This window comes from Gordonia sp. 852002-50395_SCH5434458 (assembly GCF_001665905.1).
GTDB lineage: Bacteria > Actinomycetota > Actinomycetes > Mycobacteriales > Mycobacteriaceae > Gordonia > Gordonia jacobaea.
This window is the reverse complement of record NZ_LZTC01000040.1, coordinates 196769-210739: the sequence shown is the minus strand read 5'-3', so window position 1 is coordinate 210739 and position 13971 is coordinate 196769. Positions and strand designations below refer to the sequence as shown.

The window sequence follows — 13971 nt, the reverse complement described above, 5'->3', positions numbered from 1 at the left end:
GGCGTTGAAACAGCCCGACGCCCCGTTGACAACTTTTCGCCGACCCCAGCCCCTTGGAGGCGATATGTCGGATCAGAACGATTTCTACACAACCAGAGACTCCGGAGCGCCTGCCGGAAGCGATGAGCATTCGCTCACCGTCGGAGCGGGCGGTCCCATCGTCCTGCACGATCACTATCTGATCGAGCAGATGGCGCAGTTCAACCGCGAGCGCATCCCCGAGCGTCAGCCCCACGCCAAGGGGAGCGGTGCGTTCGGCACGTTCGAGACAACCGAAGACGTCTCGGCCTACACCTGCGCGGCGCTCTTCCAACCAGGCGTGAAGACGGAGATGGTCGCGAGATTCTCGACCGTCGCCGGTGAGCGGGGTAGCCCGGACACGTGGCGCGACCCACGCGGCTTCGCGTTGAAGTTCTATACCTCAGAGGGCATCTACGACATGGTCGGCAACAACACGCCGGTCTTTTTCATCAAGGATCCGCTGAAGTTTCAGCACTTCATCCGGTCGCAGAAACGCCGCGCCGACAACAACCTTCGCGACCACGACATGCAGTGGGACTTCTGGACGCTGTCTCCGGAGTCGGCGCATCAGGTCACCTGGCTGATGGGCGACCGCGGTATCCCGAAGACCTGGCGCCACATGAACGGGTACAGCTCGCACACCTATCTGTGGGTAAACACCCAGGGCGTCAAGCACTGGGTGAGGTACCACTTCATCTCCGATCAGGGCGTCGAGTTCTTCACCCAGGACGAAGCCGACCAAATGGCTTCTGCCGACACCGATTTCCACACCCGCGACCTCTTCGAGAACATCGCGGGCGGAGGTCGACCGAGCTGGACTCTCAAGGTGCAACTGATGCCGTACGACGACGCGGTCTCGTATCGGTTCAATCCCTTCGACCTGACCAAGGTGTGGCCGCACGGCGACTATCCGCTGCACGAGGTCGGGAAGATGACGTTGCACACCAACCCGACCGACAATCATGCCCAGATCGAGCAGGCGGCGTTCGAGCCGAACAACGTCGTACCCGGTATCGGATTCAGCCCCGACCGCATGCTGCTCGGCCGCGTGTTCGCCTACGCCGACGCGCATCGTGCCCGGCTCGGCGTGAACTACAAGCAGATCCCGGTCAACGCGCCTCGCAACGATGTCCACACGTACTCCAAAGACGGTGCGATGCGTATCAATCCGGTGACCGACCCGGTCTATGCGCCGAACTCGAAAGGTGGTCCCGCCGCGACGTTCTCGGGTCAGCCGGAGCCGCAGTGGGCCGCCGACGGCGAGATCATCCGCAGCGCCTACGTCGACCATCCCGAGGACGACGACTGGAGCCAGGCGGGAACCCTGGTCCGTGAGGTACTCGACGACGCCGCGCGGGATCGACTGGCGGACAACGTCGTCGGCCACCTGCTCAACGGAGTGTCCGAACCGGTGTTGGCCCGAGCGTTCGACTACTGGAGCCGCGTCGACACAGACCTCGGCGCCAAGATCAAGAAGGGCGTCACGGAGAAGGCCGACGAGCCCGACCCCAAGGCTGCCGACCAGGGCAACCCTGCCCGGTCGTCGATGCAGCAGAAGGTCTGACGCGCACAGTCGCCTACCTCGAGCGCCCAGTGGGCTGAATACAGCGCACAGTGGGCTGAATACGGCGCACAGTCGACGGGAACTCTCGCCGGCTGTGCGCCGAACTTCGTCGAGTGGGCGCTGTATTTCGTCGAATGTGCGCGATATCCCGCCGAGTGGGCGCGTCATCCCGCCGAGTGGGTGCTCCGTCGTGCCGAGTGGGTGCACTGTCCCGCCGAGTGGGTGCTCTATCCCGCCGAGTGGGCGCGCTATCCCGCCGAGTGGGCGTGCGTCACCCCTGCGCGGGCAGGATGCGGTGGAGGAATGCCAGCAGGTACATGAGGCCGGCGCCGTCGCGGACGTCGTCGTGGCCCGCGTTGACGGCGTGGAACTCGAAGCGCGTGCCCGCTCGCCGGAACTGTCGGAGCAGGCGCAGCGTCAGCGGCAGCGGTACGCGAGAGTCCTTCCAGCCGTGCACTATCAACACCGGAGCGCCGTAGCCGCCGGTGGGCACGGCCATGTACTCGGCCAGGGAGCGTCGAAAATCGCTGTCGCCCAGAGGTTTCGCCACTACCGAACCCGTCGATACCCCCGCTACGAGTTGTGGCCTCGCGCCGCTGCACACACCGGTCATCTCGTTGGAGATTCGCTGGCCGACCGGGGTGAGGTAGGAGCGGACGTCCACCTTGGTCGGCGTCGCCGTCATCCCGGTCAGCACCGCGAGCAGGCTGCCGACCGGAAAGCCGGGAATCGACGGCATCTGCGGCCTGGCCATGGCGAAGACGTGCTCGATGTTCGACGCCGGGGCCAGGGCCGCGGTGCCGTGGAAGATCAGGTCGGGTGCATACGTCGCGGCGCGATGCCCGGCCGCGAGGGCGGCGTGACCGCCCTGCGACTGACCGGCGACGGCCCAGTGCTGCGACAACTCGCCGATGCCCATGCGCGCCGCGCAGACAGCGTCGATCGTCGCGGTCGATTCGGTGTCGGTGTGCAGGTACGGATGCGGACCGATGGTGCCCGGGCCCAGGCCGAGATAGTCGGGGGCCACGACGGCGTATCCAGCAGCGTTGAGCCGACCGATCACCTCGCCGGTCCCAGCCTCGAGATCGGGCGAGCCGGTCAACCCACAATGCTCCGACAGTCCAGATGTCCCATGGGTCCACGCAACCACCCGCCAACCCTCCGCGGGGGCGGGACCGTCCGGGAGACACACCAATCCCGTTGCGGTGACCGACGTTCCGTCCGGACCCGGAGTGGTGTACACGAGCCGACTCACGGCGTGCAGCCCGCCCCACGAACCAATCGGGTCGAGTCGCTGCAGCGTCGAACGTCGGCTCATCGTCACCCCCGTGATCTGTCCGAGTCGACCGCCGGTCGGCAATCGCGTGTCGACAGCCATTCAATCAGCACGGGCGCGTTGGTGCGCCGGATCGTCGAGTACGGCTCCCGCCGCCTGACCGGGTTGGCATAGTGAAGAGGTGGACTCCGACACAAGCACGAGCGGGTTCGACCTGAGCGAGGCGATGCGCACGACGTTCGCGGCGCGGTCGTACACCGACGATCCGCTTCCCGACGACGTGCTCTTCGACATCCTCGACGTCGCGCGCTTCGCTCCGAGCGGCGGCAACCGTCAGGGCGCGCACGTGACCGTGGTGCGCGACGCCGAGACGAAACGTCGGATCGCCGACCTCAGCAAACCTGCGGCCCGACGCTACCTCGCGCAAAAGGCGGCAGGCGAGAGTCCGTGGAATCCGGTCAATCCGACGTCGGTCACCGAGAGCGACCTCGAATCCGTCGACGGCGTCGACGCATTCGTCTCGCCGCTCATCAACGCCCCGGTGGTGCTCGTCGTGTCGGTCGACCTCGCCGTCGTCGCGGCGACCGACCAGGACCTCGACCGCATCGGTGTCATCAGCGGAGCGTCGATCTATCCGCTGGTGTGGAACATCCTGCTGCAGGCTCGCGCCCACGGATTCGGTGGCACGGTCACGACGATGGCAGCTGCGAGCGAGTCCGCCGTCCAAGAACTGATCGGGTTGCCGACGACGCACGCCGTCGCCGCGGTGCTGCCCATCGGCAGACCCGTCAAACAACTCACGAAGCTGCGCAGGCAACCCGTCGACGAGTTCGTGACGATCGAAAGATTCGACGGTCCGCCGCTGCGGGCCGCACAGGAGTGACACAGGAGACCCATGAGCGAACGCCAGGTGCTACTACCGACCGACGACCATCCGATCACCGTCGAACCTGCCACCGAGCACGTGCGCATCCGCGTGGCAGATCGCGTCATCGCCGAGACCGACGACGCGCTCATCCTGCGGGAAGCGTCGTATCCGCCGGTCTACTACATTCCGCGCCACGACCTCGACGCCGACGTCTTCACTCCGAGTACGCATCAGACCTACTGCCCCTACAAGGGCGAGGCCGGATACCACGGGATAGTCGGTGCCGACGGTGCGACGCTCGCCGACAAGGTGTGGTTCTACGACGAGCCGTACCCCGCGGTCGCCGAGATCGCGGGTCATGTCGCGTTCTATCCCGACGCGGTGACCATCGATATCACACCGAATTGAGCAGGGGGAGAATCGAAGTGGATGCCCAGACCATCGGGGATACGGTGGAGATCCGGCAATTGCTGACTCGTTACGCAACCGCGGTCGACGCCCGGGATTGGCCGCTGTACCGCACGGTCTTCACCGAGGATGCCGAAATCGACTACACGGCATCGCCGTTCGGAATCATCGGCAGCGTCGACGACGTCGTGGACTGGCTCGAGCGCGGGCTGTCGTCGCTGGAGATGACGATGCACTACGTGCTGAACATCGACGTCGAGATCAGCGGCGACACGGCGACGGTTCGCGCGCAGTTCTTCAATCCCATGCAGATCCCGGGACTCGGCGAGCAGAGTTCGTGTGGCGGCTACTACCACCACACCCTCATACGCACACAGGACGGCTGGCGGAGCAGGTCGATGCGCGAGGAGATCGTGTGGTTTGTCAACTCCCCGTTGGGATCTCCCCGCTGACGCGGCTCGCCCCGCGTCGAGGTCAGTTGTCCGGGTAGTCGGCGAGCGCATCCGCAGCGCGCACAAATGCCAAGTGTGACAACGCCTGTGGCGTGTTGCCGACCTGCCTGCGTGCGTCGACGTCGTACTCCTCGGAGAACAGTCCGACGTCGTTGGCCGTCGCCATACCCTGAGCCATCACCTTTTCGGCGTCGCCACGCCTGCCGCTGCGGGCGTACTGCTCTGCGAGCCAGAACGTACACGCCATGAAGGGGTGTTCGGTGCCGTCGAGGCCGTCGACGTGCGACGACGTCCGGTAGCGCAGCACCAACCCGCCCTGCATCAGCGTTTGCTCAATGCCCTCGACGGTGGCGAGCATGCGCGGATCGTCGAAGTCGCAGAAGCCGACCTGTGGGAGTTGCAGTAGTGAGGCGTCGACCTCCGTCGTGCCCGGATACTGGACGAACCGGCCGGTGTGCGGGTCGACCATGGTCTCCTCGATCTCGGCTCGAATCTTGTCGCGCAGCGCTTTCCAGTGGTTCGCGGGCCCCTTGAGTCCGTGCTCTTCGACGGCGCGTACGCCTCGATCGAACGCTGCCCACACCATCGCCCGCGAGTGCGTGAACTTGCGCAGCGGCCCGCGGATCTCCCAGATGCCGTTGTCGGGTTTGTCGATGTTCTCCTCGGCCCGTTTGAGTAGTTCGCGCTGCAGCGACCACGAGATCTTGTTCTCCGGCAGGCCTGCGGCACGGGCGGCGTCGAGTGCGACGAGCACCTCGCCGATGGTGTCGGCCTGGAACTGGTCGACGGCGCCGTTGCCGACCCGTACCGGGGCGGAGCCCTCATAACCGGGGAACTGGGGCATCTCGATCTCGGGTAATTCTCGCTCTCCCGCGATGCCGTACATGATCTGCAACTGACTGGGATCGCCGGCGATGGCGCGCAGCAACCACATCCGCCAGTGCTCGGCGACGCGGATGAATCCGTGGCAGACGAGGACGTCGAGCGTCAGGGCTGCGTCACGTAGCCACACATAGCGGTAGTCCCAATTACGTGATCCGCCAATGGATTCGGGTAGCGACGTGGTTGCAGCGGCGACGATGCCCCCGGTGTCGAGGTTACTCAACGCGCGCAACGTGATCAGCGATCGGACGATCGCCGCGTCGCGTGATCCGGTGTGGTCGATACGGCCTGCCCACTCCGTCCACCAGTCGTGTGTTTCGCGCAGCGCCTGATCGACGTCGAGTGGTTCTGGCTCTTCGCGATATGAGTGGTACCAGGTCAACACCAAATCAAGGGTCTGGCCCGCGTGGATCGTCTTCGTCGCGCGGTGGACGTGGTCGGTGGCCTTCAGTGCGATGCCTCGGACGATCACGGCGTCTGGTCCCGCGACCGCCCTCAGCGCCGGGCGCTCGTCGTCGCCGTGCTGCAGCACCCAGGGGACGACCCGCGAATAGTCGAAGCGCATGCGGAGTTCCGTGTCGATCTCGACCTTGCCGCTGATCCCGACCACTCGCCGCACGAGATCGACGCGCCCGCCGTCGATCGGCATGAACTCGTGGACCTCGGCGACACCGGTCGACGTCTCCCACCGCGTCACCAGGATCAACGTCTCACCGTCGTAGCGTCGGCTCACCGTCGCGTCGAGGTCGGTTGGCGCAAGGTGCCACGATCCGTGGTCGGGTTTGCCGAGGAGGCTCCCGAAGATCGAGGCGCTGTCGAAGCGTGGAACGCACAACCAGTCGACGTCACCGTTGCGTGAGATCAGCGCTCCGGTGCGGCAATCCCCGACGAGTGCGTAGTCTTCGATATAGGCGGCCATGCTCTCGATTCTGCCTGTGATCGCAGTTGTCCGACGAAACTTCGCGAGTCGGGCACATGCCAATAGAGTCCGCACGGACGGGCTCATCGTCGAGGAGGACTACGTGACCGGACCGGCGTCGGACAACACCTCGAGCGCTGATGACCAGACGTCACCGCAGGTGACGACGCTGATCATTTTCGGCGCCACGGGCGACCTGACCAAGCGGCTGCTGCTCCCCGCACTCGGCCAGTTGCTCGGTCTCGAACCCGATCTCAACGTGCGTTTGATCGGCGTCGGCAGACATGACCTGACCGACGATCAGTGGCGGGATAAGGTTCGCGAGGCCTTCGCCGACGAGCGGTCGGACGCGGGGGACCGGGTGGCGGAACAGACCGTGTACCGCCGGGGCGACCCGACAGACGCCGACGATCTCAGAAGTGTTCTCAGCGATATCGACGGCCGTCCTGTGCTGTACTTCGCGGTGCCGCCGTCGGTGACCCGCAAGGCGTGCGAGGCGCTGCGCGACGTCGACCTTCCGCCCGGCACCACGCTCGCCCCGGAGAAGCCGTTCGGAAGCGACCAGAAGTCGGCCCGCGAACTCAACGAGCTCCTGCTGGAGCTGGTACCCGAGAACCAGATCTACCGCGTGGATCACTTCCTCGGTCAGTCGGTGTTGCTCGACCTGCTCGGGGTGCGTTTGGCCAACCGCGTGTTCGAGCCGGTGTGGTCGGGAACGCATATCGAGTCGGTCGTCATCCGGTACGACGAGAGCCTCGGATTAGAGGGTCGCGCAGGCTATTACGACGGGGTCGGCGCGCTGCAGGACATGATCCAGAGCCACCTGCTGCAACTGGTTGCCGTCGTCGCGATGGAACCGCCTGCGACACTCGGCGAGCGCGATCTGCGTGACGCGATCGGCGCTGCGCTGCGTGCCGTGCACATCTGGGACGACGACGCCGTGGCATCGTCGCGTCGAGCCCGCTACACGGCGGGCGAGGCGGGCGGCGAGCAGTTGCCCAGTTACGTCGACGAGGACGGTGTCGACGCATCGAACAACACCGAGACCCTGGCGGAAGCCACGTTCGAGGTTCGCACCAACAGGTGGCAGGGTGTGCCGTTCACGCTGCGCTCGGGCAAGGCGCTCGATCCGGAGGCGAAGGAGATCGTGCTGACCTTCCGTCCGCTGCGGCACGTCCCCGAGCAGTTCGAGGACCAGGTCGAGCCCAACGTCCTGCGTTTCACCTTCGGACACGACGCGATGTCGGTGCGGCTCAACGTCCATCGTGGCTCACATCCGTTCGCGCTCAAGACCGTTGACCTCGACGCCGACTTCGGCAACGCGTCGATGCGCGCGTACGCTGAGGTGCTGTCGGGAATCATCAAAGGTGATGAGACACTTGCCGTTCGAGGCGACGCCGCCGAAGAGTGTTGGCGCATCGTCGATCCCATCGTCGACGCATGGCGCGCCAACAAGGTACCGATCGACGACTACGCCGCGGGCAGTGCCGGACCCGACGCCTGGCCGACGCTGCCGCTCTAGACGGTGACTTTCATGCGCATTCCGTCGACCGTCCGACGTGCCGTCGCCGACGTGTCGGTCTCCTTCGACGCCCCGCCCGACGAGGTCTTCGACTACCTCGTCGACCCGGAGAACCGGCCGCAGTGGCAAGCCAGCCTGCGTGCGATCGCCGACCTGATGCCACTCGGCGATCACCCCGGCGACGTCGGAACGTCGTGGACAGACGTCACTGTCGTCCCGGGTGTCCGCCCACGCATGGACGTCGTTCGGAGCGCTCGACCACAGCGTTGGGTAGAGATCGGGCAGTGGAGATTTGTCGACGCCGCGCTGGTGCTCACCGTCGACCGCGCGTCCGACGGGTCGACGACCGTCGGGGCACGAGCCGTGTTCACGCTGCCGATCGTGCTCGCGCCGGTCTTCATCCCTCTGGCAGTGGTCGTCCCGCCCGCCGTTCGCCTCGACCTACGGAGTGCGGCGTCGGCGATCACGGCGAGGCGGGAGCGTGCCGATCAGGGCAGTTGAATCGCGTTCACGCCTGGGATCACGCTGATCACCTGCGGCGCTGCATTCGGCTGCTCACGCAACACGCTGACCGTCGCGACGACGGGACCCGACCCGGTCACCGCGACCGCGGACGTCTTCAGCGTCGACGGGTAGCCGCTCACCGGATAGCTCGGTAGCTGCCAGTGCCGCAGAGACACCACGCCGTGCTTGCCGGTCCGCAGGTTGTTCCACGAGATCGACAGGAACCGATACGAGTACTGGTAGTGATACGACGCCGGCGAGGGCACAGAGAAGGTGACGGCGGCGGGCGGTGGCGGGAACTGCAGGGTGCGCGGCGCAGGTTGCGCGACGACGGTGACCGGACGCAGCGATCCGCCGGGCACGCCGGCCGGACCGGTCTCGACGCCGCCGATCGCGGGGATCGAGAACGTCAGCACATCTGATCGGGTGGGAGCCGATGGCGCGGCATTCGCCAAGGCCGGCCCGCTGACCAGGGTCAACGCGACGAGAACGAACGCGGTCAGTAGGCGTCTAGCTGCGGTGGTCATCGTCGGCTCCTCTGGTGGTCAACACTGGCTGGTCTGCGTTCATTGGCAAGTCGTGCACGATCGGAGCATCGTGGGAACTACCTACGGCTCCGCGTGCCGCCGACACCACTGCACCACGACTGTGAGAGACGGGCAACGATATGCACACGCCTGCGCCGAACAATGGCTCTCCGGGGGTCAGCGCATCGTCGGCGAAGGGGCGCTGGCTCATCGCGTCGGCTGTCCTCGGTTCGGGTGTCGCCTTCCTCGACGGCACCGTCGTGAACGTCGCATTGCCGACCATCGCGCGCGACCTCGACACCGGGCTCGCCGGGCAGCAGTGGGTCGTCGACGGGTACATGCTCACGCTGAGTGCGCTCCTGCTGACCGGCGGTGTCGCGGGAGATCGGTACGGCCGCAGCGCCGTATTCGTGGGTGGTTTGATCGTGTTCGCTATTGCCTCGATCGCGTGCGGTCTTGCCCCGACCATCGAGTGGTTGGTGGTGGCACGTCTCGTGCAGGGCGTCGCGGCGGCGGCTCTCGTGCCGGGCAGCCTTGCACTGGTCAATGCCGGTATCCGCGAAGAGGAACGAGGGCAGGCAGTCGGCCTGTGGGCGGGGATGTCGGGGGCGACGAGTGCGCTCGGGCCGTTCGTGGGCGGATGGCTCGTCGACGCCGCGTCGTGGCGGTGGGTCTTCTTCCTCAGCGTCCCGATCGCGCTTGTTGCGGTGGCGATCACGTTGCGGCACATAGACGAATCGAAGGAGCCGGACGTGGTCGGGCGGCCCGACATACCTGGTGCCGTCACCATCACGCTGGGACTCGCGGGTGTGATCGTTGCGCTGATCGAGGGGCCGTCGCGCGGGTGGACGCCGTGGATCATCGCGATAGGAGTCGCAGGGGTTGTGCTTCTGGTGGTGTTCGTGCTGATCGAACTACATACGCCTGCACCACTTCTCGAGTTGTCGATGTTCCGCTCGGCGCAGTTCACCGGAGCAAATGCGACGACCCTGCTCGTCTATGCGGCGCTCGGAGGGGCGCTGTTTCTTGTTGCGCTGCAACTACAGCAGAGCCTCGGGTACTCGGCATTGGAAGCCGGCGCTGCGATGGTGCCGAGCACCGTCGTGATGCTCTTCGGGTCGTCCCTGTCGGGGCGGATTGCGCAGAAGACGGGTCCTCGCATTCCGATGACCGTGGGCCCGATCATCGCGGGCATCGGGTTGGCATTGATGGCGCGGATCGTCCCTGGGGCAAGCTATCTCGGCGCGGTGTTCCCCGCGGTGATCCTGTTCGGTGTGGGGATGACCATCACGGTCGCGCCCCTGACTGCCGCGGCGCTCGCTGCGGTCGACGATGCGCACGCCGGCGCGGCGTCGGGCGTCAACAACGCTGTGTCGAGGATCGCGGGTCTGCTCGCCGTCGCGGTTCTTCCTGCTGTTGCGGGGATCAGCGCTGGACCTGGCCAGCCGCTCGGTCCCGGATTCACCACGGCGATGCTCATCTCTGCGGTCTTCTGTGCACTGGGCGGAGTGGTCGCGGCTTTCACGATCCGGTCCGGTACCGGCTTCCGACCACAGGTGACACCGGCAGTGAACGCCGCGTGTCAGGACCCCGCGACACGGGTGCGTTCGTCGACGTCGGGCTGACGGGTCAGGAAAGCGCTGATCTCGCGGGCGACCGCGGCGGGATCGTCGAGCGAGAGGAGGACCGAGCCTTCGATCGTCCGTAAGCGGGCGGAGGGAATCAGGTCGGCGAGGCGGCGGCCATGCTCGGGCGGCATCACGTGATTGCGAACAGGCCAGAGAATCAACGCATCTCCCCTGAATTCGCGAAGCGCCTCGGTATCACGGATGAGGCTCGACGCGTCGAATCGCGTGGAGGCGTAGGAGGCCAGGTCGCGCGCAACGTTGCGGTCGGAGAGTACGGATTTCGTCCACCCCTCGACAACAGCGTCGGGAATCGGGCGAGCTGTCATCCAGCCGAAGAGCAACGGCGTGTTGCGCAGCCACCGAATTCGGAGTAGCCGTGCCGCGAGAGTCAGGCCGCCAGGAAGATGTGCCGACACGGTGGCCATTTTGCCGGGCAATCCTGGAGGGAAGTTCTCGAACGCCTCGCACGGCAGGATCACGAGTCGTCCCACCCGCTGGTCGCGTTTCGCTGCGGTCAGGAACAGTCCGCCGCCCCAATCGGAGTGAACGAGTGTCACGTCGTCGAGGTCGAGGGCGTCGAGGAAGTCTGCGACGAGGTTCACCATTCCCGGCATCCGCAGGTCGGCGTCGGAGTTCATTGCGCGACGATGCGCGCCAAGTGGGAGGACTGGTCTCAGGTAGCGGAAGCCGGACGGGAGCAACGGCATGACCTGATCCCAGAGGGTGTGGTCCATGAACAAACCGTGCAGCAACACCACGGGGGGACCGCTGCCCTCGTCGACGTAGTCGAGGCTCCCTGCGGGTATGTCGACGGAGCTGAGCTTGTGGTTCATCGGACCTCCACTGTTATTGGATCTACCGACCGATCTGGAGCAGGTGATCTAGAGCAACCACTCTAGAGCACTTGCTCTAAGCTGTGAAGGTGTCAACGGGAGCACGGTCGGAAAAAGTCACAGCCGAGGACGGCCAGACTGCGGAGCGGATCGTCGTCGCGATGGGTGAGTCGTTGCGTCGTCGTGGTTACTCGGCCACGGGCATCAAGCAGGTTCTCGACGCCGCGGGAGTGCCCAACGGCTCCCTGTACCACCACTTTCCAGGGGGCAAGCGACAAGTCGCAGGCGCGGCCCTCCGCTCGATGGGTCAGGCATACGCCCAGTTGGTCGGCGGATTGATGATGGCGGGTGACGACATTCCGACGGCGATCGAGTCTGCCTTTCGCGAGGCAGCAGATGCCGCCGAAGCGACGGGCTGGGCCAATATGTGCCCGGTGGGGACCATTGCGGGCGAGGTGGCCGATGTGGAACCCGATCTGCGCGCGACGACTGGAGAGATCTTCGACGAGTGGATCACCGCGGGCACGAAGCTGTTGTCTGCGCGAGGAATGACAACACCAGCCGCACGCGATCTCGTCGTCGCGGTACTGGCGGCTCTCGAGGGCGCATTCGTGATGGCGCGTACGTTGAGGTCCCGCGATCCGCTCATCTCATCGGGCAAGGCCATGGCCGCGTACGCGGCGCTACTGTCGGTCGGGTGACGTCGACATCATCGGGTAAGTGGGCCGGAACGTACGCGGGCATACTCGCGGTGCTCGGCATCGCCTTCGTGTTCGCGCCCGCTTATCTCGCGGGCGGCCATTACGGGGGATACGGCGACAACACGCGACTTGTGCAGTCGATGCGCAACGCATTCATCGACTATTCGGGCTCGGGAAGCGCGGTGCTCCCGGATAGCCTCAGGACCGTCGTCGACTACTGGGCGCGCTATCACGTCGCGAAAGCGGTGATCGCCGCGCTGGCGCTGCTGGTGTTGTGCTCGGCGTGCCGACGACTCTGGGTGTCGTATCAGGGTAGGTCGTCTCAGGGGCACCTGGCTGAGGGCCGCGGGCGGACGGTGGGCTATGTGGTCGCCGGCGTGGCCGCTTCACTCGGAACGGTCAGTGCCGCTGCGTTGCTCATGGCCAACATCCAGGGTGCGATTGCGCCGCTGTCTTCTGCGGTGTCATTGCTTCCCGCGCAACGTGATTCGTCACTGGCGGGGGCGATCGACGCTGTGCGTCACGGGATCGCCACGCCGGGTGCGTCGCCGGTTGCCGATCACCTCGTGGCCGACTTCGCGCGCTACCACGTCGTGGTGGCGGTGCTGTCCGCGGTATTCGTGGCGATACTCGGCGTACTCGCGGTTCGACTGTGGCGCGGCCGACGTGCTGCATCGAATGGTATTGGTGCACTGAGCTACTCGACGCTTCCGGCAACCGCAACCGCCGCGACCACGTTGACGGTGGCCGCGGCGGTGCTGGTGCTGTGCGTCGCCAACATATCGAGCGCGCTGGAACCCGCGCGGGCGCTCAGCTTGTTCTTCGCGGGCGGCTGAGGCGGCCCGTTCGCTGCGGTCAGGCGCCCGCTTTGGATACAGCTGTCAGATGCTCAGCAGACGCAGGACGATGTAAGCGATCGAGACGAGCATCAGCACGACGACGGGCGCGATGTTCTTGTCGCCTGCGCGCAGGTGGAAGATCGCTGCGCCGAGGAAGTAGAGGAAGGTTCCGATCGCTGCTGCGACGCCGATCGGCCACCAGAACAAGCCGACGATGAGGCCGATCGCTCCCGCGAACTCGGCGAGCGCGAGGAGGCCCACCTTGTCCTGGGGGAATCCGACCTCGGTCATCACGCCCATCTGCTTGGGGTCGTGGCGCAGTTTGCCCACTCCCGAGAAGACGAGCATCAGTGCGAACACGATGGCGATGACGACGGTTGCGATGAACATGACAGCTCCTGGGTAGACCGCTGCTGTGACAGACGGGTTGTTGAATGTTCAACTAAAGCTACACGCACTGACTTGAATGTTCAAGTCAGCGTATGCTGGGCACCATGTCTGATGCACCATGGCTCGACGACGCGCAGCTCAGGGAGTGGAAATCGGTGATGGCACTACTGACGACGCTGCCCGCCGCGCTCGACTCGCAACTCAAACGCGACGCCGGGCTGAACATGTTCGAGTACCACGTTCTGGTCCGTTTGGAGTCGTCGCCCGACCGCACCCGCCCGCTGTCCGACCTCGCTCTACTGACGCAGAGTTCACTGTCGCGGCTGTCGCATGCGATGACGCGACTCGAACGTTCGGGCTGGGTGGCGCGCGTTGTCAACCCTGGCGGCGGGAGGCACACGCTGGCGCAGATCACCGATGACGGCGTGCGCAAGCTGACCGAGTGCGCGCCCGGACATGCGGTGGAGGTCCGTCGGGCGGTGGTCGACCCGCTCAGTCCCGCGGATCTCGCCGCGCTCGGGAGGTCTGCGCGCTGCATCCTTCGCGAGATCGCCCCGGATGTCGCCGACGTTCTCGATCGGGAGGGCTAGGTTCGGGGGTTAGTGCTTCACGGGTGAGCACGCGGATCAAGGGAGAT

15 protein-coding genes are annotated in these 13971 nt (G+C 65.7%); 10 read left to right on the top strand and 5 right to left on the bottom strand.

What is annotated here, in order from left to right; genetic code table 11:
- Positions 1-64: 64 nt before the first annotated feature.
- Positions 65-1585 carry a catalase gene (locus A5785_RS09340; protein WP_064866068.1) on the top strand — a complete coding sequence of 507 codons (1521 nt, stop codon included), beginning with the start codon at positions 65-67 and terminating at the stop codon, positions 1583-1585.
- Between the two features lie 271 nt (positions 1586-1856).
- Here A5785_RS09340 and A5785_RS09335 read toward each other — a convergent pair whose 3' ends face one another.
- Positions 1857-2963 carry an alpha/beta fold hydrolase gene (locus A5785_RS09335; RefSeq protein ID WP_231894246.1) on the bottom strand — a complete coding sequence of 369 codons (1107 nt, stop codon included), beginning with the start codon at positions 2961-2963 and terminating at the stop codon, positions 1857-1859.
- Between the two features lie 124 nt (positions 2964-3087).
- Between A5785_RS09335 and A5785_RS09330 the strand changes: the two genes are divergently transcribed.
- From A5785_RS09330 to A5785_RS09320, 3 genes are read left to right on the top strand one after another with little or no spacing between them, the layout of a single operon-like run.
- Positions 3088-3744: a nitroreductase family protein gene (locus A5785_RS09330; RefSeq protein WP_064866223.1), complete on the top strand. Its 657-nt coding sequence runs from the start codon at positions 3088-3090 to the stop codon at positions 3742-3744.
- Between the two features lie 12 nt (positions 3745-3756).
- Entirely contained in the window at positions 3757-4137 is a 381-nt protein-coding gene (locus A5785_RS09325) for a DUF427 domain-containing protein (RefSeq protein ID WP_064866066.1), read from the top strand.
- A gap of 17 nt (positions 4138-4154) precedes the next feature.
- Complete coding sequence (locus A5785_RS09320) at positions 4155-4589, top strand: nuclear transport factor 2 family protein (protein WP_064866064.1); 435 nt, start codon at positions 4155-4157, stop codon at positions 4587-4589.
- Between the two features lie 22 nt (positions 4590-4611).
- Here the strand turns inward: A5785_RS09320 and A5785_RS09315 are convergent, their stop codons facing one another.
- A complete protein-coding gene (locus A5785_RS09315; protein WP_064866062.1) occupies positions 4612-6390 on the bottom strand; it encodes a glycoside hydrolase family 15 protein in 1779 nt (592 codons plus the stop codon).
- A 103-nt stretch (positions 6391-6493) separates the two neighbouring features.
- Between A5785_RS09315 and A5785_RS09310 the strand changes: the two genes are divergently transcribed.
- Together A5785_RS09310 and A5785_RS09305 are read left to right on the top strand one after the other, a co-directional pair.
- On the top strand, positions 6494-7912 hold the full coding sequence (locus A5785_RS09310) for a glucose-6-phosphate dehydrogenase (protein WP_082938023.1): 1419 nt from the start codon (positions 6494-6496) through the stop codon (positions 7910-7912).
- A gap of 12 nt (positions 7913-7924) precedes the next feature.
- The gene (locus A5785_RS09305; RefSeq protein ID WP_064866060.1) at positions 7925-8413 is read left to right on the top strand and encodes an SRPBCC family protein; all 489 of its coding nucleotides are present in this window, start codon (positions 7925-7927) and stop codon (positions 8411-8413) included.
- Here A5785_RS09305 and A5785_RS09300 read toward each other — a convergent pair.
- Entirely contained in the window at positions 8401-8943 is a 543-nt protein-coding gene (locus A5785_RS09300; RefSeq protein WP_064866058.1) for a hypothetical protein, read from the bottom strand. The two genes, A5785_RS09305 and A5785_RS09300, sit on opposite strands and share 13 nt — an antisense overlap.
- A gap of 140 nt (positions 8944-9083) precedes the next feature.
- On the opposite strand from A5785_RS09300, the gene A5785_RS09295 reads away from it, so the two are divergent.
- Positions 9084-10568 carry an MFS transporter gene (locus tag A5785_RS09295; protein ID WP_064866056.1) on the top strand — a complete coding sequence of 495 codons (1485 nt, stop codon included), beginning with the start codon at positions 9084-9086 and terminating at the stop codon, positions 10566-10568.
- On the opposite strand, the gene A5785_RS09290 is transcribed toward A5785_RS09295, so the two are convergent.
- Complete coding sequence (locus A5785_RS09290) at positions 10526-11404, bottom strand: alpha/beta fold hydrolase (protein ID WP_064866054.1); 879 nt, start codon at positions 11402-11404, stop codon at positions 10526-10528. The two genes, A5785_RS09295 and A5785_RS09290, sit on opposite strands and share 43 nt — an antisense overlap.
- An 89-nt stretch (positions 11405-11493) precedes the next feature.
- Here A5785_RS09290 and A5785_RS09285 point away from each other — a divergent pair, with 89 nt between their 5' ends.
- Positions 11494-12105, top strand: a complete 612-nt coding sequence (locus A5785_RS09285) for a TetR/AcrR family transcriptional regulator (protein WP_331710820.1) — start codon at positions 11494-11496, stop codon at positions 12103-12105.
- The gene (locus tag A5785_RS09280) at positions 12102-12941 is read left to right on the top strand and encodes a hypothetical protein (protein WP_064866052.1); all 840 of its coding nucleotides are present in this window, start codon (positions 12102-12104) and stop codon (positions 12939-12941) included. Before A5785_RS09285 ends, A5785_RS09280 begins: the two co-directional genes overlap by 4 nt.
- Before the next feature lie 45 nt (positions 12942-12986).
- On the opposite strand, the gene A5785_RS09275 is transcribed toward A5785_RS09280, so the two are convergent.
- Entirely contained in the window at positions 12987-13334 is a 348-nt protein-coding gene (locus A5785_RS09275) for a DoxX family protein (RefSeq protein WP_064866050.1), read from the bottom strand.
- Positions 13335-13438: 104 nt separating this feature from the next.
- Here A5785_RS09275 and A5785_RS09270 point away from each other — a divergent pair, with 104 nt between their 5' ends.
- On the top strand, positions 13439-13924 hold the full coding sequence (locus tag A5785_RS09270; RefSeq protein ID WP_231894247.1) for a MarR family winged helix-turn-helix transcriptional regulator: 486 nt from the start codon (positions 13439-13441) through the stop codon (positions 13922-13924).
- The last annotated feature ends 47 nt before the right edge of the window (positions 13925-13971 follow it).